17 protein-coding genes are annotated in these 23,622 nt (G+C 73.2%); 10 read left to right on the forward strand and 7 right to left on the reverse strand.

Annotation, left to right across the window (positions count from 1 at the left end; translation table 11 throughout):
- Positions 1 to 182: 182 nt before the first annotated feature.
- The 4 genes from ACFY2L_RS02260 to ACFY2L_RS02275 all read right to left on the reverse strand — a co-directional run bounded on the left by ACFY2L_RS02260 (position 183) and on the right by ACFY2L_RS02275 (position 6,234).
- On the reverse strand, positions 183 to 1,001 hold the full coding sequence (locus ACFY2L_RS02260; RefSeq protein WP_390655759.1) for an endo alpha-1,4 polygalactosaminidase: 819 nt from the start codon (positions 999 to 1,001) through the stop codon (positions 183 to 185).
- Positions 998 to 2,458 carry a hypothetical protein gene (locus ACFY2L_RS02265; RefSeq protein ID WP_390821691.1) on the reverse strand — a complete coding sequence of 487 codons (1,461 nt, stop codon included), beginning with the start codon at positions 2,456 to 2,458 and terminating at the stop codon, positions 998 to 1,000. Before ACFY2L_RS02265 ends, ACFY2L_RS02260 begins: the two co-directional genes overlap by 4 nt.
- A 68-nt stretch (positions 2,459 to 2,526) precedes the next feature.
- Complete coding sequence (gene pelF, locus ACFY2L_RS02270; protein WP_390655758.1) at positions 2,527 to 4,065, reverse strand: GT4 family glycosyltransferase PelF; 1,539 nt, start codon at positions 4,063 to 4,065, stop codon at positions 2,527 to 2,529.
- A gap of 150 nt (positions 4,066 to 4,215) precedes the next feature.
- Positions 4,216 to 6,234 (reverse strand): hypothetical protein, encoded by a 2,019-nt coding sequence (locus ACFY2L_RS02275; RefSeq protein ID WP_390655757.1) that lies wholly within the window; start codon positions 6,232 to 6,234, stop codon positions 4,216 to 4,218.
- A 425-nt stretch (positions 6,235 to 6,659) separates the two neighbouring features.
- On the opposite strand from ACFY2L_RS02275, the gene ACFY2L_RS02280 reads away from it, so the two are divergent.
- The 7 genes from ACFY2L_RS02280 to ACFY2L_RS02310 all read left to right on the forward strand — a co-directional run bounded on the left by ACFY2L_RS02280 (position 6,660) and on the right by ACFY2L_RS02310 (position 17,229).
- Positions 6,660 to 8,198 (forward strand): leucyl aminopeptidase, encoded by a 1,539-nt coding sequence (locus ACFY2L_RS02280; protein WP_390655756.1) that lies wholly within the window; start codon positions 6,660 to 6,662, stop codon positions 8,196 to 8,198.
- Positions 8,199 to 8,507: 309 nt separating this feature from the next.
- Positions 8,508 to 9,896 (forward strand): dihydrolipoyl dehydrogenase, encoded by a 1,389-nt coding sequence (gene lpdA / locus ACFY2L_RS02285; protein ID WP_390655755.1) that lies wholly within the window; start codon positions 8,508 to 8,510, stop codon positions 9,894 to 9,896.
- Between the two features lie 59 nt (positions 9,897 to 9,955).
- Positions 9,956 to 11,731: a 2-oxoglutarate dehydrogenase, E2 component, dihydrolipoamide succinyltransferase gene (gene sucB / locus ACFY2L_RS02290; protein ID WP_390655754.1), complete on the forward strand. Its 1,776-nt coding sequence runs from the start codon at positions 9,956 to 9,958 to the stop codon at positions 11,729 to 11,731.
- Positions 11,732 to 11,972: 241 nt separating this feature from the next.
- On the forward strand, positions 11,973 to 12,596 hold the full coding sequence (locus ACFY2L_RS02295) for a GntR family transcriptional regulator (protein WP_390655753.1): 624 nt from the start codon (positions 11,973 to 11,975) through the stop codon (positions 12,594 to 12,596).
- Between the two features lie 272 nt (positions 12,597 to 12,868).
- On the forward strand, positions 12,869 to 15,571 hold the full coding sequence (gene aceE / locus ACFY2L_RS02300; RefSeq protein WP_390655752.1) for a pyruvate dehydrogenase (acetyl-transferring), homodimeric type: 2,703 nt from the start codon (positions 12,869 to 12,871) through the stop codon (positions 15,569 to 15,571).
- A 77-nt stretch (positions 15,572 to 15,648) separates the two neighbouring features.
- The gene (locus ACFY2L_RS02305; RefSeq protein WP_390821273.1) at positions 15,649 to 16,653 is read left to right on the forward strand and encodes a helix-turn-helix transcriptional regulator; all 1,005 of its coding nucleotides are present in this window, start codon (positions 15,649 to 15,651) and stop codon (positions 16,651 to 16,653) included.
- 57 nt (positions 16,654 to 16,710) lie between these two features.
- Positions 16,711 to 17,229, forward strand: a complete 519-nt coding sequence (locus ACFY2L_RS02310) for a DUF4240 domain-containing protein (protein ID WP_390656189.1) — start codon at positions 16,711 to 16,713, stop codon at positions 17,227 to 17,229.
- A 16-nt stretch (positions 17,230 to 17,245) separates the two neighbouring features.
- On the opposite strand, the gene ACFY2L_RS02315 is transcribed toward ACFY2L_RS02310, so the two are convergent.
- Positions 17,246 to 17,494: a hypothetical protein gene (locus ACFY2L_RS02315; RefSeq protein WP_390655750.1), complete on the reverse strand. Its 249-nt coding sequence runs from the start codon at positions 17,492 to 17,494 to the stop codon at positions 17,246 to 17,248.
- Between the two features lie 72 nt (positions 17,495 to 17,566).
- On the reverse strand, positions 17,567 to 18,442 hold the full coding sequence (locus tag ACFY2L_RS02320) for a peptidoglycan recognition protein (RefSeq protein ID WP_390821274.1): 876 nt from the start codon (positions 18,440 to 18,442) through the stop codon (positions 17,567 to 17,569).
- Positions 18,443 to 18,632: 190 nt separating this feature from the next.
- On the opposite strand from ACFY2L_RS02320, the gene ACFY2L_RS02325 reads away from it, so the two are divergent.
- Positions 18,633 to 19,817: a MarP family serine protease gene (locus ACFY2L_RS02325; protein ID WP_390655748.1), complete on the forward strand. Its 1,185-nt coding sequence runs from the start codon at positions 18,633 to 18,635 to the stop codon at positions 19,815 to 19,817.
- A 3-nt stretch (positions 19,818 to 19,820) separates the two neighbouring features.
- On the opposite strand, the gene ACFY2L_RS02330 is transcribed toward ACFY2L_RS02325, so the two are convergent.
- Positions 19,821 to 20,315, reverse strand: a complete 495-nt coding sequence (locus ACFY2L_RS02330; RefSeq protein ID WP_390655747.1) for a GNAT family N-acetyltransferase — start codon at positions 20,313 to 20,315, stop codon at positions 19,821 to 19,823.
- Between the two features lie 71 nt (positions 20,316 to 20,386).
- Here ACFY2L_RS02330 and ACFY2L_RS02335 point away from each other — a divergent pair, with 71 nt between their 5' ends.
- Both ACFY2L_RS02335 and ACFY2L_RS02340 read left to right on the forward strand, forming a co-directional pair.
- Positions 20,387 to 21,286 (forward strand): TIGR01777 family oxidoreductase, encoded by a 900-nt coding sequence (locus ACFY2L_RS02335; protein ID WP_390655746.1) that lies wholly within the window; start codon positions 20,387 to 20,389, stop codon positions 21,284 to 21,286.
- A gap of 794 nt (positions 21,287 to 22,080) precedes the next feature.
- Entirely contained in the window at positions 22,081 to 23,538 is a 1,458-nt protein-coding gene (locus tag ACFY2L_RS02340; protein ID WP_390821275.1) for an NAD(P)/FAD-dependent oxidoreductase, read from the forward strand.
- Positions 23,539 to 23,622 lie beyond the last annotated feature (84 nt).

Raw genomic sequence — 23,622 nt, forward strand, 5'->3', positions numbered from 1 at the left:
CGCGGGGCGGGCCTCGCGGCGTCGTGGGGCCCCTCCCGCGCGAGCGAAGCCGGGCGTGGGGGAGCGTGCTCCCGGCGTGCCGGGCGGAAGGCCTCGTACTGGATGTACTCGGGCTTCAGCCCGGTGCGGCGAGAGCACGCACCGGACGCCGCGGGCACCGCACAGGACTTTCGAAACACCCCCTAGCAGGCCCTGCGCCAGGCGCCCAGTTCGTACTTCTTGAGCAGGGAACTCAGCTTCAGGCGCCTGGACTCGGCGCAGAAGCGGCTGGTGGGGAGTTCGTACTCGACGTGGAAGACCGCCTTGTCCGCCTCGATGAAGGGGGTCAGCTCCTCGCACTCGTCGTACTGGGCGCACTGCTCGTTGACCGCGAAGTCGAAGTCGTCGACGAGGGCGGGGATCTGGTCGAGGTCGTTCTTCAGGCCGACCGACATGCCCCGCTCGTGGGCGAGGCGGGCGATCAGGCGGTTGTAGCGGAGCTGGTCGGCCGCCGTCAGCGGGAAGCCGGTGGTGTTCTTGTAGCCGTCCATGTTGTCCGGCTCGACCGCGTCGAAGCCCTTGTCCCGGCACATGTCGAGACGGGCCGCCATCAGGGGTTCGAGGACGTCGGTGCGGCGGATGTCGAGCCAGCTCTCGCCCTCCCAGCCGTTGCCCTCGCCCCGCACCTCCTCGGGGAAGTCGTCGGCGTCCGGGCGCCAGTCCTCCCAGGCGCCGGTGGAGAGGTAGCAGATGACCTTGCGGCCGTCCGCGTGCAGAGCGTCGACGGTCTCCTCTCCGTGGTCGAAGCCGTCGATGTCGTACACCGGGACGTCCACGGAGGTGTCCAGCTTCCCTCTGAGCTGCCACTGCCAGTCGGTGCCGGGCCTCGGCCGCCAGCGCGCGCCCGAGTCCTGCTCCGCCGTCTCCTTCCCGCCGCTTCCCGGCTTGTCGTCGGGGGCCGTCGTGCAGCCCGTGAGCAGCAGGAGGAGGGACGCGGCCGCGAGGAGGGTGCGCGTGTTCATCGGTGGGCCGTCGCCCTTCCCAGGAGTGTGCGGACCAGCAGCGCCTGGACGGCGGCCGCCGTTCCGTACACCGTAAGGGCAACGTGGTGCGGGTCCGCCACGTGGGTGCGCAGGGCCACGGTCTGGGCGAGGGCGGCCGCGCAGCAGACGGCGGCCGTGCCGCGGACGGCGCCGAAGGACTGGAGCAGCAGCCCGGTCCACAGGACCACGCCCAGCAGGAGCAGGCCCGCGAGGCGTACGCCGGTGAGGCCGGGCGCGTCCGGCCACAGGGCCGTGGCGGCCAGGCCGAGGGCCAGCAGGACGAGCAGGTAGCCGGACAGGCACTCGGCGCCGGTGCGGAGCGCGGCCCGCCGGAAGGCGCCCGGGGTGCCGGTGGAGCGCAGCCCGGCCAGGCTGCCGCTGCGGAAGCGGTACAGCAGCCATTCGGCGGGGCCCATGCTCAGGGTGAGCGCCACGGCGGCGGGCGCGGCCAGGCCGCTGTGCTCCTCCCCCGCCAGTACGTCCCCCAGTGCCGCGTACAGGACGAGGGCGCCGGTGCCGAGGCCGAAGAGGGCGTACGGGAGGGAGCCGGTCAGCCGGGGCCCGTCGCCGGACCCGGAGAACGGGCGCCGCCACTCCTTCGCCGAGGGCGCCACTTCCCACAGGCCGAGCAGCATCACCGCGGCGAGCGAGCCCAGCAGCAGGGTCAGGCCGGCCGGCTCCGGGAGGGGACGGACCAGCGACAGCAGGGCGCCCGCCGTCATCGGCGCCAGGGCGGCCGGCAGGGCGCGTTCGCGGCCCAGGACGAGCAGGGTGGTGGACGCGCCGAGGTAGCAGGACTGGCCGGCGGCGAACGCCACGGCCGTCCCGTCGGCGGGCCCGGCCACGGCCAGGGCGGTCAGTACGCCGAGCAGGGCGCCCACCGGGGCCCCCACGAGGAGGCAGCGGCGGGCGGCCGGCCGGTTGCCCAGCCCCAGCCAGGCGTACGCCCGGTGGGACAGTCCCTGGTTCCAGGTCCAGCCCAGCAGCGCGCCGGCCAGCAGCGGGACCGTGCCCGCGGGGAGCCCGAGGGCGCCGGGCGGGCCGGTCAGCAGGGGGGCGCCGAGGACGTACGCGAAGCCGGGCAGGGCGAAGACCAGGCCGCGCAGCAGACACGCGCGCAGGCCCACCCGCCAGGGGTCGTCGAGCGGGCCGTCGGGCTCCGGATGGCGGCGCGGGACGCGGGCGTAGAGCTCCTCGGCGAGCGCGAAGGAGTTCCGGGCGCCGTAGCGTTCGCGGATCCGGTCGTCGGAGAGGCCGTCGGACTCCAGCAGGGCGGCTATCTCGTCCGGGTGGACGGCGGCGGCCACGGACTCGTCGAAGCGCTCGGCGAGTTGGTCGACGGGGTCGGGGGCGGCCCAGGAGGGCGTCGCCGTGCGCTGCCGGGGGACGGCGGGCGGCGCGGCCGTGTCCTGACGGGTCGTGTTCCCGCCCGTCATGTTCCGGCCGGTGGCGTCCGGGCCGGTGGTGTCGCGGCCGGTCGTGTTCCGGCCGGTGGTGTTCTGGTTCACCAGTCGGTCCCGTCCGTCGCGACGGCGCGGTACCACGGGTCGCGCAGTTCCTCGGTCCAGTCGGCGACCGTCTCGACCGTGGGTTCGTAGACCTCGGGGAGGCCGGCGAGCTCCTGGTAGATCGTGCGGAAGTTGTCGACCGAGCGGCGGAGCGTGAAGCGGTCGATGACCCGTCGGCGGGACAACTCCCCCAGTTCCAGGCGCTGCTCGTCGTTCTTGAGGAGGGTCAGGGCGGCCGCGGCCATCTTCTCCGGCTCGCGCGGCGGGACGACCAGACCGGTGTCGCCGACGGCCTCGCGCACTCCGCCGACGTCCGTCGACACCGTCGTACGGCCGCAGGACATGGCCTCGATGATGGAGAACGGGAAGCCCTCGGAGATCGACGACAGCATCACGACGTGCCCGGCGGCGTAGGCGCGCCAGACCTCGGTGACCCGGCCCTCGAAGGTGAGGCCGTCGGTGACGCCGAGTTCGGCGGCGAGCTTCTCCAGACGGGTGGCGTACTCCTCGCCGCCGGGAGGCACCGGGCCGAACAACCTCAGCCGGGTCTCCGGGAGTTCGGCGCGGACCAGGGCGTAGGCGCGCAGCAGTGTCTCGAGGTCCTTGATCGGGTCCACGCGGCCGCACCAGGTCAGGGTGGGGACCTCGGGCTCGGGTCCGGCGTGCGGGAAGGCGTGCGGGTCGACGCCGTTGTAGACGGTGCGGATCTTGCCGGGGTCGGCGCCGCCGCGCTCCTCCCAGCGGCGGTTGTACTGGTTGCAGGGGGTGATGAGGTCGGCCGTCCGGTAGCCGAGGGAGTTCAGGGCACGGTGGAAGCCGAGCATGAAGGCCTTCACCGGCCAGCGGTGCGCCTCGCGGCGGCTGCCGAGGTAGCGCTCGCGCAGGTAGATGCCGTGCTCGGTGAGGAGGAAGGGCACACCGTCGAAGTGCCGGGCGGTGAGGGCGGGGAGGGTGGCGAGGCCGCTGCTGACGGCGTGCGCGACGGTGCCCGCCGTGCCGTCGGCGGACCGCGCGATGCGGACGCCCAGCGGGCGCAGGGCGTGTTCCAGCAGGTCGGTGGCGGTGAGCGCGTCGTGCACGGTGGGGGCCGCGGCGGCCGTGGGGAGGTGCGGCATCGTCCATATCCACATCAGCGAGCGCAGCGCGGTCTCGCTGCGCAGGGCCGCCGACAGGCGTCCCTCCCGGGCGAGTTCGGCCAGCTCGTAGAGGCTCTCGCCGAAGTCGCAGGGCGCCTCGGGGTCGAGGAAGGACAGCAGGAGACGCTCGTAGGCGTCGGTGAAGCGGCGCAGATCCCTGCCGTACGGCGGCCGGTCGCGGCCGGGGCGCGGGCCCCAGGTCGGCACGGAGGTGTGCCGGTGGACGTTGTGCGGCAGCTCCCAGGTCACGGGTTCGCGGCCGCTGCCGGAGATCGAGACGATGTGGAAGTCCACCTCCGGCATGCCCTTGACGAGCTGGTCGCACCAGGTGCTGACCCCGCCGTGGACGAGTGGGTAGGTGCCTTCGGTGAGCATGGTGACATGACGGCCTGTGCGCATGGCTGCGCCGCTTCCCCCTGTGTGGTGCGGATGATGTGGGGGAACCGCGGACCGGATTCCGGCCGCGGGCCGTGGTGGCCGGTCGCGCAGTTCCCCGCGCCCTTCAGAGCGCTTTCCCCCCGGGCTGTGCCCCTCGTGGGGCGCCGGTGTCTACGGCAGCCTGAGCGTGACCGAGGTCTGCAGGCCGGTCGGCGTGGTCCAGTCCGAGCGGCTGCCGGCGTACGGCGTGCCGAAGACGGAGCTGCCGATGAGCTGCTGCTTCTTCGTGCCCTCCGGCGCGGTGACCGGGATCTGGGTGCCGTTCGGCGCGGTGATCGTCACGGTCGTGCCGATGCGGTAGGCGGTCACCTTGTTGGCGGCGACGGCGGCCTGCCAGGCGGCGCGGCGCTGGAGTTCGGTGCCGATGGCGCTCTGGCGGAGGTTCTGCAGGGGGGTGTTGTCGGCGAACAGCGCCTTGTAGTCGGTCAGCACCTTCTCCATGACCGGGTACAGCAGACGGTCCTCGGCCAGGTTGGACTGGTGCGCGTAGTGCGGCCGCGGGTCGTTGCTGATGGCGTGCCCCAGGTCGGTGCGGGCCTCCTGCGGGACGATGTGGTCGTCGTAGCCGGTGGCCGGGTCCAGCGGCTCGGCCAGGCAGGTGGAGGCCGCGTTGTTCTCGCAGATGCCGCTGCCGCCGTCGGCCTGGGAGGTGTAGATCCAGTTGTACTCGTCGGCCATCTCGGCCTTGGTGCCCGTGTTGTAGTACACGTTCATCGGGTAGCGCGGCACGGTCAGCGCCCGGCCCACCGCCCGCTGCTCGGGCTCGCGCGAGTTGTCCGAGGCGATCCACTTGACGCCGTTGTCGGAGAGGGCGCCGCCCAGGTTGGGGTTGTCCTCGGGCTGCTGCGGCAGCGTCTTCAGGCCCGAGTGCTCGCCGGTGACCAGTTCGGTGCGGTCGATCGGCAGCCCCTTGGCGGCGGCCCAGTCGTTGTTGTCGCGGATCTGCGCGGAGATGTCGGCGCGGCTCATGTACTGGGTCGAGCCGTCGGCGTTCTCGGCGCAGCTCCACGGCACGGTGGAGGTGTCCTGGACGCAGCCGAGGAACGGGTGCGTGTAGGTGTGGTTGATCCAGCGGTACATGGCCTTGTCGGCGAGGAGCCGGTCGGCCATGGGGTCGGTGCCGCCGTTCTCGGTCTTCCACTCCTCCCCGGCGCCGGCGTTGTACACCATGTCCATGGTGAAGCCGTGTTCCTGCTGCCACTGGGCGGCGTAGGCCGCGTCGGCCTCCGTCATCCGGATGGGCGTGCCGTCGTCGTCCCCGCCGCCCACGCAGTCGATGTCGCCGGGCGTGCAGTTGCGCTCGGCGTCCCAGCGGGCGTCGGGTGCGAAGACGTCGTCGACGTGGACCGCGAAGTAGTTGCGGGCCTGGCCCAGGTGGATGCCCTGGGTGAGCCACTCGACGATGCCCCGGGCCAGCAGCCGGAACTGCTGCTGGTACTGGTTGTAGGCGAACGTCACGACCAGCTCACGGCGTCCGTCGTGGGCGTACTCGCCGATCAGGCTGCCGGTGCCGCCGCCACCGGGCAGGGGCGCGTCGACGTAGCTGGTGTAGCCCGCGCGGGGCGCCGCCAGGTAGCCGTAACTCTCGCCGATCGCCGGTGAGTTGTCCTCGAAGGTGAGGCCGCCGTCGAGGTAGCCGAACCAGCCGGTCCGGCCGGCCGCGCTGACGGACGCCTGCTGCCCGTCGAGGGAGCCGGCGTAGGACGCGTGGTCCAGGCCGACCTCCGGGTGCGCCCACGTGTAGGCGTCGACCTGCGGGATGCCGTACGTCTTCTCGTACGCCTCCAGCGCGGTCTGCTCGGCCGAACCCTCCCCGAACGGTGCCTCGTTGGGCAGCACGACGCCCTGGAACCTGGCCCTCGGCGTCCCGTTCACGGTGTCGGCCAGGAAGGCCGCGGTGATCGTCGGCCGGCTCGCGGAGTTGAGGTCGACGACGGTGTACGGGATGCCGGTGCTCTTGAGCTGGGCGGTGATCGCCTGGACCGGGCTGTCGCCGTTGTCCACGACCAGGACCCTCAGGTCGATCCGCGGCTCCCCGGCCGCGGCGGCGCCGGGTGCCGCCCCCAGACTCAGCGCCGTCAGCCCCGTGGCCGCCAGGAAAGCGGCGGCGTTTTTGGCGGTTCTCCACATGCGCGCACGGTGCGCCATGGTGTGTCCTCCCCCAGAAATGGATCTCCGCGCGCGGGACATGGCTGTGCCGATGCGGCGGGGAATCCGTGGAAATCATGCGAAGCGGCGAAGTGATCTCCTCGCCGGAACCCGACGAGTGTGACTCAGGTCATGGAGTGCGAGGATCCAGAAGTGGCTACGACGCCACCGACAGGTGAACGCTCGCGTGCATGAGCGAATGCGCAGGCACGCGTACGCTCGTTGCGGGGTTCGTCACGCCGGTTCGCCGCGCCGGTGGGACCGACCCCGGATGCGACCGCTCCTCCGGCGGGACCGGACCGTGCCGTCGGGACTCCGACGGCACGGTCTAGGGTCTGCTGCCGGGCCCGGTCGACCCACACATTCCGGCCACAGCAACTTCACATCGGAAGCGAGATTTCACCACCGTGACTGCTCTCACTCTCAGCACCGCCGCGGCGCCCGGCCTCCGGGCCGACGCGATCGTGATCGGTGTCGCCAAGGGCACTGCCTCCCGGTCCGGGGCCCTGATCGTTGCCCCGGGCGCCGAGCCCGTCGACAAGGCCTACGAGGGCCGCCTCGCCGGCGTGCTGGAAACCCTCGGTGCCACCGGCGCCGAGGGCGAGGTGACGAAGCTGCCCGCCCCGGCCGGCTTCAAGGCACCCCTCGTGCTCGCGGTGGGGCTGGGCGCGGAGCCCGAGAAGGACGCGTCCTTCGACTCCGAGGCGCTCCGCAGGGCGGCCGGCGTGGCCGCCCGCACCCTCACCGGGTCCCGCAAGGCCGCCTTCGCCCTGCCCCTCACGGACGCCGGCGACGTCGGCGCGGTCGCCGAGGGCGTGGTGCTGGGCGCCTACTCCTTCGACGCGTACAAGCAGAACGGCGGCGACGCCAAGGCCAAGAACGCCAAGGCGCCGCTCGCCGAGGCCGTCCTGCTCGGCGGGAAGCCGCGCGACGCCGCCCACAAGGCCGCGCTCGCCCGTGCCGCCGCCGTGGGCGAGGAGCTCAACCGGGCCCGTGACCTGATCAACATGCCGCCGAACGACCTCAACCCGGAGACGTTCGCCGCCCTGGCGCAGACCGCGGCCAAGGAGCACGGCATCAAGGTGCAGGTGCTCGACGAGAAGGCCCTGGCCAAGGGCGGCTACGGCGGCATCCTGGGCGTCGGCGGCGGCTCCGCTGCGGCCCCGCGCCTGGTCAAGCTGTCGTACACCTCCTCGAAGGCGGACAAGCACCTCGCCTTCGTCGGCAAGGGCATCACCTACGACTCGGGCGGCATCTCGCTGAAGCCGGCCGGCCACAACGAGACGATGAAGTGCGACATGAGCGGCGCGGCGGCGGTCTTCGCCGCCGTGGTCGCCGCCGCGCGGCTGGGGCTCCAGGTCAACGTCACCGGCTGGCTGGCGCTCGCCGAGAACATGCCGTCGGGCACCGCCACCCGCCCGGGTGACGTGCTGCGCATGTACAGCGGCAAGACCGTGGAGGTGCTGAACACCGACGCGGAGGGCCGGCTGGTCCTCGCCGACGCGCTGTGGGCGGCGTCCCAGGAGAAGCCGGACGCGATCGTCGACGTGGCGACGCTGACCGGCGCGATGATGCTGGCGCTGGGCAGCCGGACGTTCGGGATCATGGCCAACGACGACGCGTTCCGCACGGCGGTGTACGAGGCCGCCGAGGAGGTCGGCGAGCCGGCGTGGCCGATGCCGCTGCCGGAGCACCTGCGCAAGGGCATGGACTCCGCCACCGCCGACATCGCGAACATGGGCGAGCGGATGGGCGGCGGACTGGTCGCCGGTCTGTTCCTGCGCGAGTTCGTGGGCGAGGGGATCACCTGGGCGCACCTGGACATCGCCGGGCCGGCGTTCAACGAGGGGGGTCCCTTCGGGTACACGCCGAAGGGCGGCACCGGGACGGCCGTGCGGACCCTGGTGCGGCTCGCGGAGCTGACCGCCGCGGGTGACCTGGGCTGACGTTCCGTTTCAGGCAGCGGGGACTGTGCGCCTGATCACTCGGGTGCGTCCGCCGTACGGCGGGTGCGGGCCGGGTGTGGCAGGTCGCGCAGTTCCCCGCGCCCCTGAGGGGACTTTCCCGCCGCCCCTCACAAGCGAGCGTGGGGCGTCTCACATAGGTGCCCCGTGTCTCGTCGGCCTCCGACAAGTGCGAGGATGGGCGTCGGCAGGACAGGGCCCCCACCACAGGGCCGAAGAAGAGCGGCCGGACATCAGCCGCCGGCGGTCAGCGACGACCGGCGCACGGCGCACATGCATGGAGGACGTGACGTGGCGAACGACGCCAGCACCGTTTTCGACCTAGTGATCCTCGGCGGTGGTAGTGGCGGTTACGCCGCGGCCCTGCGCGGGGCGCAGCTGGGCCTGGACGTCGCCCTGATCGAGAAGGACAAGGTCGGCGGCACCTGCCTGCACCGGGGTTGCATCCCCACCAAGGCCCTGTTGCACGCGGGCGAGATCGCCGACCAGGCCCGCGAGAGCGCGCAGTTCGGCGTCAAGGCCACCTTCGAGGGCATCGACATCGCCGGGGTCCACAAGTACAAGGACGGCGTGATCTCCGGCCTGTACAAGGGCCTGCAGGGGCTCGTCGCCTCCCGCAAGGTGACGTACATCGAGGGTGAGGGCCGGCTGTCCTCCCCGACCTCCGTCGACGTCGGCGGCCGCCGGGTCGAAGGGCGGCACGTGCTCCTCGCGACCGGCTCCGTGCCGAAGTCGCTGCCGGGCCTGGAGATCGACGGCGACCGGATCATCTCCTCCGACCACGCCCTCGTCCTGGACCGCGTGCCGAAGTCCGCGATCATCCTCGGCGGCGGTGTCATCGGCGTCGAGTTCGCCTCGGCGTGGAAGTCCTTCGGCGCGGACGTCACGGTCATCGAGGGCCTGAAGCACCTCGTCCCGGTCGAGGACGAGAACTCCTCGAAGCTGCTCGAGCGCGCCTTCCGCAAGCGCGGCATCAAGTTCAACCTCGGCACCTTCTTCCAGAAGGCCGAGTACACCGCCGACGGCGTCAAGGTCACCCTGGCCGACGGCAAGGAGTTCGAGGCCGAGATCCTGCTGGTCGCGGTGGGCCGCGGGCCCGTCTCCGCCGGTCTCGGCTACGAGGAGCAGGGCGTCGCGATGGACCGCGGCTACGTCCTGGTCGACGAGTACATGCGGACGAACGTCCCCACCATCTCCGCCGTCGGTGACCTGGTCCCGACCCTCCAGCTCGCGCACGTCGGCTTCGCCGAGGGCATCCTGGTGGCGGAGCGCCTGGCCGGTCTGAAGACCGTCCCGATCGACTACGACGGTGTCCCTCGGGTGACGTACTGCCACCCCGAGGTCGCCTCCGTGGGTATCACCGAGGCCAAGGCCAAGGAGATCTACGGCGCGGACAAGGTCGTCGCTCTGAAGTACAACCTGGCGGGCAACGGCAAGAGCAAGATCCTGAACACCTCGGGCGAGATCAAGCTCGTCCAGGTCAAGGACGGTGCCGTGGTCGGCGTCCACATGGTCGGCGACCGCATGGGCGAGCAGGTCGGCGAGGCCCAGCTGATCTACAACTGGGAAGCGCTGCCGGCCGAGGTCGCCCAGCTCGTCCACGCCCACCCGACGCAGAACGAGGCGCTCGGCGAGGCCCACCTGGCCCTGGCGGGCAAGCCGCTGCACTCGCACGACTGACCCTCGGTCGACGAAGCGACGACACAGACTTCCGCAACTCGTAAGGAGCAACCGAAACCATGGCGGTTTCCGTAACCCTTCCGGCGCTCGGCGAGAGCGTCACCGAGGGCACTGTCACCCGCTGGCTGAAGGCCGAGGGTGAGCGCGTCGAGGCCGACGAGCCGCTGCTCGAGGTCTCCACCGACAAGGTCGACACCGAGATCCCCGCGCCTGCCGCGGGCATCCTGGCCTCCATCAAGGTCGCCGAGGACGAGACCGTCGAGGTGGGCGCCGAGCTGGCGATCATCGACGACGGCACCGGCGCCCCGGCCGCCGCCCCGGCCCCGGCCGCCGAAGAGGTCGCCCCGCCGGCTCCCGAGCCGGCCCCGGCCGCCCAGCCCTCCACCGAGCAGGCCGCTCCCGCCCCGGCGCCCACCGCCGAGGCCGCCACCGGCGCCGGCTCCGCCGAGGGCACGGACGTGGTCCTGCCCGCGCTCGGCGAGTCCGTCACCGAGGGCACCGTCACCCGCTGGCTGAAGTCGGTCGGCGACTCCGTCGAGGCCGACGAGCCGCTGCTCGAGGTCTCCACCGACAAGGTCGACACCGAGATCCCCGCGCCCACCTCGGGCGTGCTGCTGGAGATCACCGTCGCTGAGGACGAGACCGCCGAGGTCGGCGCCAAGCTCGCCGTCATCGGTGCCCCGGGCGCGGCTCCGGCCGCCGCTCCGGCCCCCGCCGCCCCGGCCCCCGCCGCCGCTGCTCCGGCCGCCCCGGCCGCTCCGGCGCCCACCCCGGCTCCGGCTCCGGCAGCCCCGGCCCCGGCGCCCGCCCCGGCCGCCGCCGCTCCGGCTCCGGCCGCCCCGGCCCCCGCGCCGGCCGCTCCGGCTCCGGTCGCCCCGGCTCCGGCCGCGCCCGCCGCCCAGCCCACCGACGAGGGTGCCTACGTCACCCCGCTGGTGCGCAAGCTCGCCGCCGAGAACGGTGTCGACCTGGGCTCCGTCAAGGGCACCGGCGTCGGCGGCCGTATCCGCAAGCAGGACGTCATCGCCGCCGCCGAGGCCGCGAAGGCCGCCGCCGTCCCGGCCGCCGCCGCTCCGGCCGCCGCGAAGAAGGCACCGGCCCTGGAGGCCTCCCCCCTCCGCGGCCAGACCGTGAAGATGCCCCGCATCCGCAAGGTCATCGGCGACAACATGGTCAAGGCGCTGCACGAGCAGGCCCAGCTGTCCTCGGTCGTCGAGGTCGACGTCACGCGGCTGATGAAGCTGCGCGCCAAGGCGAAGGACTCCTTCGCGGCCCGTGAGGGCGTCAAGCTCTCCCCGATGCCGTTCTTCGTGAAGGCGGCGGCCCAGGCGCTGAAGGCCCACCCGGTCATCAACGCCAAGATCAACGAGGCCGAGGGCACGATCACCTACTTCGACACCGAGAACGTCGGTATCGCGGTGGACTCGGAGAAGGGCCTGATGACCCCGGTCATCAAGGGCGCCGGCGACCTCAACATCGCCGGTATCGCCAAGGCCACGGCCGACCTGGCCGGCAAGGTCCGCGGCAACAAGATCACCCCGGACGAGCTGTCCGGCGCGACCTTCACCATCTCCAACACCGGTTCGCGCGGCGCGCTCTTCGACACGATCATCGTGCCGCCGGGCCAGGTCGCGATCCTCGGCATCGGTGCCACGGTCAAGCGTCCGGCCGTCATCGAGACCGAGGAGGGCACGGTCATCGGCGTCCGCGACATGACGTACCTGACCCTGTCCTACGACCACCGTCTGGTCGACGGCGCCGACGCGGCCCGTTACCTGACCGCGGTCAAGGCGATCCTGGAGGCGGGCGAGTTCGAGGTCGAACTCGGCCTCTGATCACCCTCGTCAGGCAGTACGGCGCCCCGCCCGGGTTTCCCGGGCGGGGCGCCGCTGTTCGGCGCGGGCCGGCTCCGACCGCCCGGGGCGCCCGGCCGTGGCGCCGCACACCGCGGTGTGCGCCTTGTCTCACCTGCGTAAAAGCGCCCCCGCGCGCCCCTCGGGAAAGCACTCGCGGCCGTATTGTCTAAACGTCGAACGCCCCCGGGGCCGATGGGCGGCCCCTCCTTAAGGAGCACTCATGACCGCGCCCGTCGTCCACTCGCTGCGCGAACAGATCCGCGAGCACATCGTGGAGGGGATCGTCAGCGGGCGCTGGAAGCCGGGCGAGCGGATCGTGGAGCGGCGGATCGCCACCGAGCTGGAGGTCAGCCAGACGCCGGTGCGGGAGGCGCTGCGCGAGCTGGAGTCGCTGCGGTTGATCGAGTCCGCGCCGAACAAGGGCGTACGGGTGCGGAATCTGACCGCGGCCGATCTGGAGGAGAGCTACCCGGTCCGGGCCGGTCTGGAGGCGATCGCGGCCGAGCTGGCGGCGGCGAGGCTGGCCGAGGACTGCTCGGCCCTGGAGCCGCATGTCGCCGCTCTCTACGAGGCCGACCGCAACGCCGACGGCACCGCCCAGGTGCGGCACACCGTCGGCTTCCACCGGGAACTGGTCCGGGCGGCCGGAAACTCGGTGCTGCTGCACACCTGGGAGGGCCTCGGCATCGAGGTGTTCACCGCCCTGTCGATCCGCTGGCTGGGGACGCGGCAGCAGTCGTACGCCGAGGAGCACGAGGAGCTGGTCCAGGCGTTCCGGCGCCGGGACCCGAGGATCGCCGAGCTGGTGAAGGCGCACGTCCTCGGCTGCGCGCCGCGCGCGTAGTTCAGCGGAGCGTACCCACGCTCATACGTGGGCCCTCACCTGCGAGAACGCCCGACATAAGCGGCACCGGGTGCCTGTCCGGAAGACACCCCGTGCCGACTTTCTCGGAATCGAGAGGTTTTTCCCCTCAACCCTTTGATCGATCATCGATCAGGGAGCTACAGTCGCCGACGGACCTCCACCGAGGTCCTCGCCCTGTCCTGCCAAAGACCAAGGGCACCCCCGAACCCTTACCGATGAGGGAACCCCCTTCGACTGAGGAAGGCGGCGACATGACCGACCCCAACGCCATCCAGCCGAGCGAGCTCGACCAGCTCCCGGACCGCGACCCGGAGGAGACCGCCGAATGGCAGGCCTCGCTGGACGCGGTCGCCAAGGCGGCCGGCCCGCACCGTGCCGCGTACCTGATGCGCCGCACGCTGGAGCGCGCGGAGGCGGGCGGCATCGCGCTGCCGAAGCTTCTCGAGACCGACTACGTCAACACCATCCCCACCGCCGCCGAGCCGGGCGTGCCCGGTGACGAGGAGATGGAGCGGAAGATCACCGCGTGGAACCGCTGGAACGCGGCCGCGATGGTGACCCGCGGCTCCAAGTACGGCGTCGGCGGCCACATCGCCACCTTCGCCTCCGCGGCCTGGCTGTACGAGACCGGCTTCAACCACTTCTTCAGGGGCAAGGAGGCCGACGGCTCGGGCGACCAGCTCTACATCCAGGGCCACGCCTCCCCCGGCATCTACGCCCGCGCCTTCCTCGACGGCCGGCTGAACGAGTCCCACCTGGACAACTTCCGCCGCGAGTCCGGCGGCGACGGCCTGCCCTCCTACCCGCACCCGCGGCGCCTCCCCTGGCTGTGGGAGTTCCCGACGGTGTCGATGGGCCTCGGCCCGCTCTCCGCGATCTACCAGGCGCGCTTCAACCGCTACCTGACCAACCGCGGCATCAAGGACGTCTCCGCCTCCCACGTCTGGGCCTTCCTCGGCGACGGCGAGATGGACGAGCCCGAGTCCACGGCGGCGCTCGCGCTCGCCTCCCGCGAGGGTCTGGACAACCTGACCTTCGTCATCAACTGCAACCTGCAGCGCCTCGACGGCCCGGTCCGCGCCAACTTCAAGATCGTGCAGGAGCTGGAGGCCCAGTTCCGCGGCGCCGGCTGGAACGTCGTCAAGACGCTGTGGGGCTCGGCCTGGGACGAACTGTTCCGGCTCGACACCACCGGCGCGCTCGTACGCCGCCTGCGCGAGGTGCCGGACGCCCAGGTGCAGACGTACCAGACCCGCGACGCCGCCTACATCCGCCAGGACTTCTTCGGCAAGGACCCGGCCCTCGTCGAGATGGCCCGGCTGCTGTCCGACGACAAGATCCTGGAGTGTTTCCACCTCTCCCGCGGTGGTCACGAGGCGCGCAAGGTGTACGCCGCCTACAAGGCCGCCGTCGAGTTCAAGGGCGCGCCGACCGTCATCCTGGCCCAGACCGTCAAGGGTCACACCCTCGGCGAGGGCTTCGCGTCGAAGAACGCCAACCACCAGATGAAGAAGCTCACGGTGGACGAGTTCAAGACGATGCGCGACCTGCTCGAACTGCCCATCAAGGACAGCGACTTCACCGACGGAGTGGTCCCCTACGGCCACCCCGGCGCCGACTCCCCCGAGGTCCGCTACCTCCAGGAGCGCCGCGCGGCCCTCGGCGGTCCCGCCCCGGCCCGCCGCGTGCACCCGGTGGCCCCGCTGCCCGCGCCCGCGGAGAAGGCGTTCGCCTCCTTCGACAAGGGCTCCGGCTCCCAGAACGTGGCCACCACCATGGCCTTCGTCCGTCTCGTCAAGGACCTGGTCCGCGACAAGGAGACCGGGAAGCGCTGGGTGCCGATCGTCCCCGACGAGGCGCGCACCTTCGGCATGGAGTCGCTCTTCCCGTCGCTGGGCATCTACTCGCCCAAGGGCCAGACGTACGAGCCGGTCGACCGCGACCAGCTGATGTACTACAAGGAGGCCGAGAACGGCCAGATCCTCAACGAGGGGATCACCGAGGCCGGTTCGATGGCCGACTTCATCGCCGCTTCGACGTCGTACGCGACGCACGGCGAGGCGATGATCCCGTTCTACATCTTCTACTCGATGTTCGGCTGGCAGCGCACGGCCGACCAGATGTGGCAGCTCGGCGACCAGCTCGGCCGCGGCTTCCTGGTCGGCGCCACGGCGGGCCGTACGACCCTGACGGGCGAGGGCCTGCAGCACGCCGACGGCCACTCCCCGGTCATCGCCGCGACCAACCCGGCGGCCCTCACCTACGACCCGGCGTTCGCCTACGAGGTCGCCGCGATCGTCAAGGACGGTCTGCGCCGCATGTACGGCGAGGCCGCCCCGGACGAGGACCCGAACGTCTTCTACTACCTGACGGTCTACAACGAGCCGCTGCCGCAGCCCGCGAAGCCCGCGGGACCCGGCGTCGACGAGGGCATCGTCAAGGGCCTGTACCGCTTCAACACGGCGGAGTCGGCCGGCCTGTCCCCGGTCGCCAACGCCCCGCGCATCCAGCTGCTCGGCTCCGGCACCGCGATCCACTGGGTCCTCAAGGCGCAGAAGATGCTCGCAGAGGAGTGGGGCGTGGCCGCCGACGTGTGGTCCGCGACCTCCTGGACCGAGCTGCGCCGGGACGCGCTGGAGGCCGACGCCGGCCTGCTGCGCGGCGAGGAGCGGGTGCCGTACGTCCGCCGGGCGCTGCAGGGCGCCGAGGGGCCGGTGCTCGCGGTCTCCGACTACATGCGCCAGGTCCCCGACCAGATCGCGCAGTGGGTCGAGCAGGACTGGTCCTCCCTGGGCGCGGACGGCTTCGGCCTCTCCGACACCCGCGAGGCGGCCCGCCGTCACTTCGGCGTCGACGCGGAGTCGGTGGTCGTCGCGGCCCTGGCCCAGCTGGCCCGGCGCGGCGAGGTCAAGGCGAGCGCGGTGAAGGAGGCGCGCGAGCGCTACGGCCTGTAGGTCACGGTTCGGGGAAGGGGGGTACGGCGGTCGCCGTACCCCCCTTCCCTGTCGGTGGGTCCCGGCATCATGACCGTATGCGCGCTGCCCGCCTGATCAAGATGGTGCTGCTCCTGCAGTCCCGCCCCGCCATGACCGGCGCCGAGCTGGCCCGGGAGCTGGAGGTGTCCGAGCGGACCGTCACGCGGGACGCGCAGGCGCTGTCGGAGGCCGGGGTGCCGGTGTACGCGGAGCGGGGGCGGGCCGGGGGGTACCGGCTGGTCGGCGGGTACCGGACGGGGCTGACCGGGCTGGCCCGGGGCGAGGCCGAGGCGCTGTTCCTGAGCGGGGTGCCGGAGGCGCTGCGCGAGATGGGGCTGGAGGACGCCGCCTTCGCCGCCCGGCTGAAGGTGTCCGCCGCGCTGCTGCCCTCGCTGCGGGACGCCCCTCGCGCGGCGGCCCAGCGGTTCCACCTGGACGCGCCCGCGTGGTTCAGGGAGCCGCGGACTCCCGAGGCGCTGGCGGTGGTCGCGGGCGCGGTGTGGGACGACCGGTGCGTGCGGGCGCGCTACCGGCGGGGCGGTGACGGGGAGTCGCCGCGGGAGGTGGTGCGGGAGCTGGAGCCGTACGGACTCGTGCTGAAGGCGGGGGTCTGGTACCTGTGCGCGCGGGTGCGCGGTGACGGGGGCGGGGGCGGTGTCTTCCGGACGTACCGCATCGACCGGTTCGCCGGGGTGGAGGATCTGAAAGATCGTTTCTGCCGGGACGAGGACTTCGATCTGCCCGGGTTCTGGGCCGCGCAGGCGGAGCGGTTCGCGCGCGCGATCCTGCGGTCCGAGGTCGTCGTAAGGCTGTCGCGGGCGGGGGTGCGCGCGCTGCCGCACGCCGTGGATCCGGTGGCCGCCCGGGACGCGCTCGCGACGGCGGGGGAGCCGGACGGGCGGGGATGGGTGACGGTCGCGCTGCGGGTGGAGTCGGAGGACGTGGCGCATACCCAGCTCACGGCGCTCGGCGCCGAGGCCGAGGTGGTCTCCCCCGCGTCCCTGCGGCAGCGGTTCGCCGAGGACGCGGCACGGCTGGCGGAGTCGTACCGGCGCCTGTGACAATCACCGGCACTCCGGGTGCGCCGCACACCTCCAGGCACGATGCTTGGACGCGTGATGGACGAGTTGGAGTTCTGGGAGCTGGTGGACGCCTCCCGTGAGGCCGCCGAGGGCGACCCCGAGGAGCAGGCCGACCTGCTCGTGGAGCGGCTGATCCGGCTGGACCCGGAGTCCGTGCTCGACTTCGCCCGGCACTTCGAGTCCCGCTACAACCGCGCCTACACCTGGGATCTGTGGGGCGCCGCGTGGGTGCTGCTGGACGGGGCCAGCGACGACGCCTTCGACTTCTTCCGGTGCTGGCTGATCGGGCAGGGCCGGGAGACGTTCGAGGGCGCGGTGCACGATCCGGACGCGCTCGCCGATCTGCTGGACGAGTTCGACGAGGAGATCGACGGAGACGGGGAGGAGCTCGGCTACGCGGCCGACGAGGCCTACGAGCAGCTCACCGGGACCGTCGCCCCGGACCTGGGCGTTCCGCCCGCTCCGTCCGAACCCGAGGGCACGCCCGTGGACTTCGAGAACGAGATGGCGCTCGCCGAGCGCTATCCCCGGCTGTGGGCGCGCTTCAAGGAGTGATCCGCCGTCGCGGGCCTCAGACCGCGGCCTTGCGGCGGGTGCTGTCCGCCGGGATGTACGCCTGCGTCTGGTCGGCGCGCACCGCGTGGTGCAGCGGCGCCTTGTTGGCCTGTTCGAGGGCGGACGCGGTGACCGCGGCCGGGCCGAGGACGACCGCGGCGACGGCGCAGAGGACCGTCCAGGGACCGCGGGCCGCCCTGGTCCATCCGGCGGCCGCGTGCTCCGAGCCGTGACCGCCGCCGCCCACGCTGTGGCTGCTGTTCATCGTCCCCACCTCCGGTCGGTTCCTGTTGCTCATGACCGTAGGCCCCGGGCATGGGAGAACTCTGAAGCCCGCCTAAGGGGTTCCTGTGAGCGTCCCCGAGGGCGCCGTGGCGGCCGTGCGGCCCTGGAGGCGGGCGGCCGTCGCGCGGATCTCCGGCAGCCGGGCGGTGAGGGCCGCGCCGGGACAGCTCGTCATGTAGCCGTCGTTGTGGCCGGCGAGGGCGGGCAGGGTGGTGGTGACTCCGGCGGCGTACCGGCTGAGGCTGTTGCTCGAGGTGAGGCGGACCATGTCGCGCGGGTCGATGCCGGCCGGGCCGAGCTTCCAGGCCGTCAGGGCGGCGATCGCGTCGACCATCGGCTGCGGCACGGGCACGCCGGCGGTGAACGTGCCGATGGCCGCGATGCCGGCCGTGCGGTGGTTGAAGCCCTGGGTGTGGGCGCCGGTGACGGGACGGTCGACACCGCCCGCGCGGCCCTCGTAGACGGTCCCGCAACGGTCGACGAGGAAGTTGTAGCCGATGTCGTCCCAGTCACGGACGCCGGTCTGGCCCGCGTACAGGTAGCGGATGATGCGGGGCGCGTCGGCGCACGCGTAGCCGTTGGGCGAGTCGGTGTGGTGGACGAAGACGGCGACGACCTCGTCGTCGTAGCGCGGCGGCGGCTGGTCGTGCCGGCTGCGCGCGTCGAGCCAGGCCGAGCGGGGCACGATGTGCGGCCGGGGCGCGGTGTACGCGCCGGTCATCGTGCGGGCCGGGGTGGGACGGCCGGCGCGGGCGGCCAGGTGGGCCGAGGCGGCGCGGTCGACGCCGCCCGCGCACAGCACCAGGGCGGCGACGGCGGCGAGCCCGGGCAGGCAGCCCAGGAGGACGAGGAGCGGGCCCGGTATGCGCGGGCGCCGCCGTCCTCGCGTTCCCCGGGTCCCGCGGGGCACCGGTCGGAGGGCACACATGGACCCACTGTCGGCCGGTTCCGCTCCGCCCGCGACGTGGGGTGTGCCACCTGGTGGAACCATCGTCCCGGTCCGCGGCGTTTCTCTCGGTGTACGCACACGTGGCCGATTGCGTTCGGGCACGCGTGCGTGCGGCTGATCACTGGGCCCGTCCCCCACGTACTGAAGGGTCCAAGAGAAAGGCGGCTCCGTGGACCTGCTCGACATCCTGCTGGTGCTGGCGATCCTGGCCTACGCCGGTTCCGGTTACCGGCGCGGACTGGTGGCCGGCGGTGTCTCGCTGGCCGGGTTCGTGGGCGGCGCGGTGATCGGTGTGTGGGCGCTGCCGTGGGTGATGAACCTCGTGACACCGGGGACCACGGCCGCGACGCTGACCGCGGTGTTCACGGTCCTGGTCCCGGCGGCGTTCGGGCACGAGCTGGCGGGGCGCCTCGCGCTGCGGCTGCGGCGCGAGCTGGACCGGGGGCCGCTCAGGGTGGCCGACGGGATCGGCGGCGCGGCGGCGAACGCGGTGGCGGTGCTGATCGTGGCGTGGGTGGCGGCGAGCGTGCTGGGCGCGTCCTCCTCGCCGCTGGTGACCTCCTCGATCCGGGACTCCAAGCTGCTGGGAGCGGTGCAGGACGCGATGCCGGAGACCACCCCGGCGTGGTTCTCCAACGCCACCTCCGCGCTGACCGCGGCGGGCTTCCCGCAGGTCTTCAACCCGTTCGAGAACGAGTCGGCGGCCCGGGTCGCCAAGCCCAGCGGCGACAGCGTCACGGCGCGGGCGACCAACGCGGCCAAGCTGAGCACGGTGAAGATCGAGGGATCCTCGGGCGACCAGGGCCGCGAGGGCAGCGGGTTCGTGTACGCGCGCGAGCACGTGATGACCAACGCGCACGTGGTGGCCGGCATCGACCACCCGAGCGTGCGCGTCGGCGGGGTGGGGTCCTCGTACGACGCCCAGGTGGTGCTCTTCGACCCGGACAAGGACGTGGCCGTGCTGTACGTCCCCCGGCTGCGCGCCCCCGTGCTGCGCTTCGACGACACCGCGGAGCGGGGCGACGAGGCGGTCGTGGCGGGCTATCCGCAGGACGGCGACCTCGACCTCCAGGCGGCCACGGTCGCGAACCGGGTGAAGGCGACCGGGCGCAACATCTACAACGACTCGACGGTCACCCGCGAGATCTACTCGATCCGCTCCACCGTCCGCCCCGGCAACTCCGGCGGCCCGCTGCTGACCACCGACGGCGAGGTGTTCGGCGTCGTCTTCGCCCGCTCCACCTCCGACGACGAGACCGGCTACGTGCTGACGGCGGCCGAGGTGGCCGACGACGCCTCGCGGGCGGCGAAGGCGACGGCGCCGGTGGACACGGGCGAGCTCACCGGTTCCTGAGCCTCACAGGCGGCGCCCCATGAGGACGTCGTCCACGTACTCCCCGCCGAGCAGCATCTCCTCCGGCAGGATCCCCTCCACCACGAACCCCTCGGACTCGTAGAGCTTGCGGGCGGGGGTGTTGTGGCCGAGGACGCGCAGCGTGAGGCGGCGGGCGCCGCGTCCGCGCGCCTCCTCCACGGCCGCCCGGAGCAGCGCCCGTCCGGCTCCCTCGCCGCGCGCCTCGTCGGCGACGGCGAGGCCCTGTATCTGCAGGACGTGCGCGTTGGCGGCGACCGGGGTGGGGCGGCCGAGGCGGATGTATCCCACGACGCGGCCGGCGAGTTCGGCGACCAGATGGTCCTCGGGGAGATGGCGTTCGTCGAAGAAGGGCTCGTCGGGCCCCGGCTCGGGCATCACGGCGTGCAGATGCGACCACGTGCGCCGGTCGATCAGGGCGAGCGCCCCGTCGTCGGCGGACCGGGCGGCGCGGATACGGAGTGCGGAGGGCTCGGGCATGGGCGCCACCCTAAGGCGCGCGGCCGCCGTCCCGACCGGGGTTTTGTGCCCGCACCGGGCAGGATGTGCGCATGGAACAGGAACGTGCGCGAATCGCGGTGGCCGGTGCGTCCGGTCTCATCGGCAGCGCCCTGGTGCGGTCCCTGACCGCCGACGGGCACGAGGTGGTCCGGCTGGTGCGCCGTGCGCCCGGGGGCGCGGACGAGGTGCGGTGGGATCCGGAGCGCGGGCGGGTGGACGCGGCGGGGCTCGCGGGGTGCGACGCCGTGGTCAACCTGGCGGGCGCGGGGGTCGGGGACCGGCGGTGGACGGACGCGTACAAGAAGCGGATCCACGACAGCCGGGTGCATGCCACGGCCGGTCTGGCGAAGGCGGTCGCCTCGCTCGACGAGCCGCCGCGGGTGTTCGTCAACGGCAGCGCCATGGGCATCTACGGCGAGACCGGCGAACGGGTCGTGGACGAGAGCGCGCCCGCCGGTACCGGCTTCCTGCCGGAGCTGTGCGTGGAGTGGGAGGCGGCCGCCTCGCCGGCCCGGGACGCCGGCGTCCGGACGGTGTTCACCCGGACGGGTCTGGTCGTGGCGCGCGGCGGCGGGGCCTGGGGGCGGCTGTTCCCGCTCTTCCTGGCGGGCCTCGGGGGGCGGATGGGCGACGGACGGCAGTACTGGTCCTACATCGCGCTGCACGACGAGGTCGCGGCGATCCGGCATCTGATGGACCGTGACGACCTGTCGGGGCCCTTCAACCTGACCGCGCCCGAGCCGCTGACGAACCGTGAGATCACGGAGGCGATGGGGCGGGTGCTGCGCCGGCCGACGCTGTTCGCGGTCCCGGCGCCGGTGCTGCGGACGGTACTGGGCGAGATGGCCCGGGACGTGCTGGGCAGTGCGCGGGTGGTGCCGAAGCGGCTGCTGGAGTCCGGGTTCACCTTCGCGTTCCCCGGCATCGAGGACGCGATCCGCGCGGCGTGAGACGCGGTCGCGTGGGACGCGGTCGCGTGGGGGTGGGGCGAGGTCGCGTGGGACGTGGTCGCGTGGGGGTGGGGCGAGGTCGCGTGGGGGTGGGGCGAGGTCGCGTGGGGCGTGGGCCGCGCTCCGTGGGGTGCGAGCCGCCGTGCGTACAGATGCGGCCCTGGGGCGCGCAGGCGCGGTCCGCGCGGCCCTGGGGCGCGCAGGCCCGGTCCGCGCGGCCCTGAGGCGCGCAGGCCCGGTCCGCGACGCGCTGGAGGGGATCCGTGGCACGCGGGACCCTGCGTGCGCGGTGGGGGACGCGGTCCGCGCAGACAGACCCGTGGGCGCGAGACGCCGTGCGGGAAGACGCGGTACGTGAGACGAGGAGCCGCAGTCCGTGAAGCGGGGGGCGCGGTCCGTGAAGCGGGGGGCGCGGTCCGTGAAGCGGGGGGGGGCGGTCCGTGAAGCGGGGGGGGCGGTCCGCGCAGACGGATTCGTGGGCCTGGGAAGTCGTGCGTGCAGAGGTGGTCCTGGGCGGCGAGAGGCGGGCCTGGGGCGGGGGAGACGCCGTGTGTGCGGTGTGCGCGATGCCACGGGTGCGGCGGGAGTGCGGGGTGGGTGGGCCCGTACGGCGGTGTGCGACCAGGTGTGCTCACCCTCGGCGACCGAATGCGACCGCCGTGCGACCGTGCCCTGCCCATGCGCGACTGCCCCTGACCGATCACGGCCCTACCCTCGATCCGAACTCGGGTATCCCGGACGCCAGTTGGGGGCATGACGTCTCCACCGGCCGCGCAAACCTCGAGGAGGGGCACGTGCTTGAGCCCGCGTACCAGGCAGACGTCGTCGTCGTGGGAGCCGGAATCGCCGGACTCTCCGCCGCACATCGGCTGACCAGCGCAGGAATAACGACCGCAGTCCTGGAGGCCGCCCCCTACCCGGGCGGCCGCATGTCGACCGAGAAGGTCGACGGCTTCCGGCTCGACCGCATCGGGCAGTTGCTGTCCACGGCGTACCCCGAACTGGCCCTGACCCCGGGGCTGGACACGCTGGTGCTGCGCCCCTTCGCCCCCGGCGTCCTGCTGCACAGCGACGGGCGCCATCACCGCGCCGGCGCGCAGGCGGGCGCGGGGAGCGCACGGGGCGCACTCCATGCCGTACGCGCCCTGGCGAGCGCCCCACGGCCGGGTGCGCTGCCCCGGCCGCGCACGGGCGCCGCCCGGGCGGTGCCGCTGTCCGGGGGCCGGAGCATGTCCCTGCCCGGGGGCCGGGCGGGCGCGCCGGGGCAGGCGGTGCCGCCGCCCCGGGTCCGGCCCGGCGCCCCGCTGGGGACGGCCGTGGACCAGGCCCGGCTGAGCGCCGCGCTCACCCGGATCGCGGCCACCTCCACCGAACGGCTGCTGCGCCGCCCGGAGTCGGCGGCCGCCGAGGCGCTGGCGGCGCGCGGGCTGCCCGCCCGCACGATCGACGGCTTCCTGCGTCCGCTGCTCGCCGCCCTGCTCTGCGACCCGGACCTCACCACCTCCAGCCGGTGCGCGGACCTCGCGCTGCGCGCGTTCGCGGCGGGCCGGCTGTGCGTGCCGGAGGGGGGCGCCGAGGTGCTGCCGGAGCTGCTCGCGCGGACGCTGCCGCCGGGCACCGTGCACACCGGGGTGCGGGTCACCTCGGTGTCCACGACCTCGGTGACCACCGCCGAGCACGGCGAGTTCCGCTGCCGCGCCGTCCTGGTGGCCACCGACGCCCGTACCGCAGCCGAGCTGCTGCCCGGCCTGCGCGTGCCCGACTTCCACCCGGTGACGGTCGTCCACCACACGACGGACGAGCCCCCGGCGACCGGCGGGTCCCTCCTGCTCGACGCCGACCGGGGCGGTCCGGTCGCGCACACGACGGTGGTCAGCTCCGTGGACCCGTCCCGCGCGCCCGAGGGCCGGGCCCTGATCTCCTCCACGGTCCTGGGCCCCCCGCCCGACGGCGTCGACACCGCCGTGCGGATGCACCTCGCCCGGCTCTACGGCACCTCGACCGCGCGCTGGGAGACCCTCGCCGTCCACCACACCGCCGAGGCCGTCCCCGCGATGCGTCCGCCGCACGACCTGCGGCGCGCGGTGCGGCTCCTGGCGGGCCTGTACGTGTGCGGGGACCACCGGGACACCAGCACCGTCCAGGGCGCCCTGCACTCGGCGCACCGGGCCGCCGCGGCGATCGTGGCGGACCTGGGAGCGGCGGGCTCGATGCACCGGGCGGACCCGGAGCCCGCGGCGGAGGCGGCCTGAACCGCCCCCGAGGGCCGCGGGGCCCGCGCGACCGGCGACGACCGGGCCGCGCGGGTCCCACGGGCGGTGGGAGCCACCGGGTCC

Origin of the sequence: Streptomyces sp. NPDC001381, from assembly GCF_042895685.1 — a bacterium.
GTDB lineage: Bacteria > Actinomycetota > Actinomycetes > Streptomycetales > Streptomycetaceae > Streptomyces.

What these genes read in the sequence shown, in the direction of transcription:
- ACFY2L_RS02260 (WP_390655759.1), bottom strand. Translation starts at nt 1,001, where the DNA reads ATGAACACGCGCACCCTCCTCGCGGCCGCGTCCCTCCTCCTGCTGCTC.
- ACFY2L_RS02265 (WP_390821691.1), bottom strand. Translation starts at nt 2,458, where the DNA reads ATGACGGGCGGGAACACGACCCGTCAGGACACGGCCGCGCCGCCCGCC.
- pelF (WP_390655758.1), bottom strand. Translation starts at nt 4,065, where the DNA reads ATGCGCACAGGCCGTCATGTCACCATGCTCACCGAAGGCACCTACCCA.
- ACFY2L_RS02275 (WP_390655757.1), bottom strand. Translation starts at nt 6,234, where the DNA reads ATGTGGAGAACCGCCAAAAACGCCGCCGCTTTCCTGGCGGCCACGGGG.
- sucB (WP_390655754.1), top strand. Translation starts at nt 9,956, where the DNA reads ATGGCGGTTTCCGTAACCCTTCCGGCGCTCGGCGAGAGCGTCACCGAG.
- ACFY2L_RS02295 (WP_390655753.1), top strand. Translation starts at nt 11,973, where the DNA reads ATGACCGCGCCCGTCGTCCACTCGCTGCGCGAACAGATCCGCGAGCAC.
- aceE (WP_390655752.1), top strand. Translation starts at nt 12,869, where the DNA reads ATGACCGACCCCAACGCCATCCAGCCGAGCGAGCTCGACCAGCTCCCG.
- ACFY2L_RS02305 (WP_390821273.1), top strand. Translation starts at nt 15,649, where the DNA reads ATGCGCGCTGCCCGCCTGATCAAGATGGTGCTGCTCCTGCAGTCCCGC.
- ACFY2L_RS02310 (WP_390656189.1), top strand. Translation starts at nt 16,711, where the DNA reads ATGGACGAGTTGGAGTTCTGGGAGCTGGTGGACGCCTCCCGTGAGGCC.
- ACFY2L_RS02315 (WP_390655750.1), bottom strand. Translation starts at nt 17,494, where the DNA reads ATGAACAGCAGCCACAGCGTGGGCGGCGGCGGTCACGGCTCGGAGCAC.
- ACFY2L_RS02320 (WP_390821274.1), bottom strand. Translation starts at nt 18,442, where the DNA reads ATGTGTGCCCTCCGACCGGTGCCCCGCGGGACCCGGGGAACGCGAGGA.
- ACFY2L_RS02330 (WP_390655747.1), bottom strand. Translation starts at nt 20,315, where the DNA reads ATGCCCGAGCCCTCCGCACTCCGTATCCGCGCCGCCCGGTCCGCCGAC.
- ACFY2L_RS02335 (WP_390655746.1), top strand. Translation starts at nt 20,387, where the DNA reads ATGGAACAGGAACGTGCGCGAATCGCGGTGGCCGGTGCGTCCGGTCTC.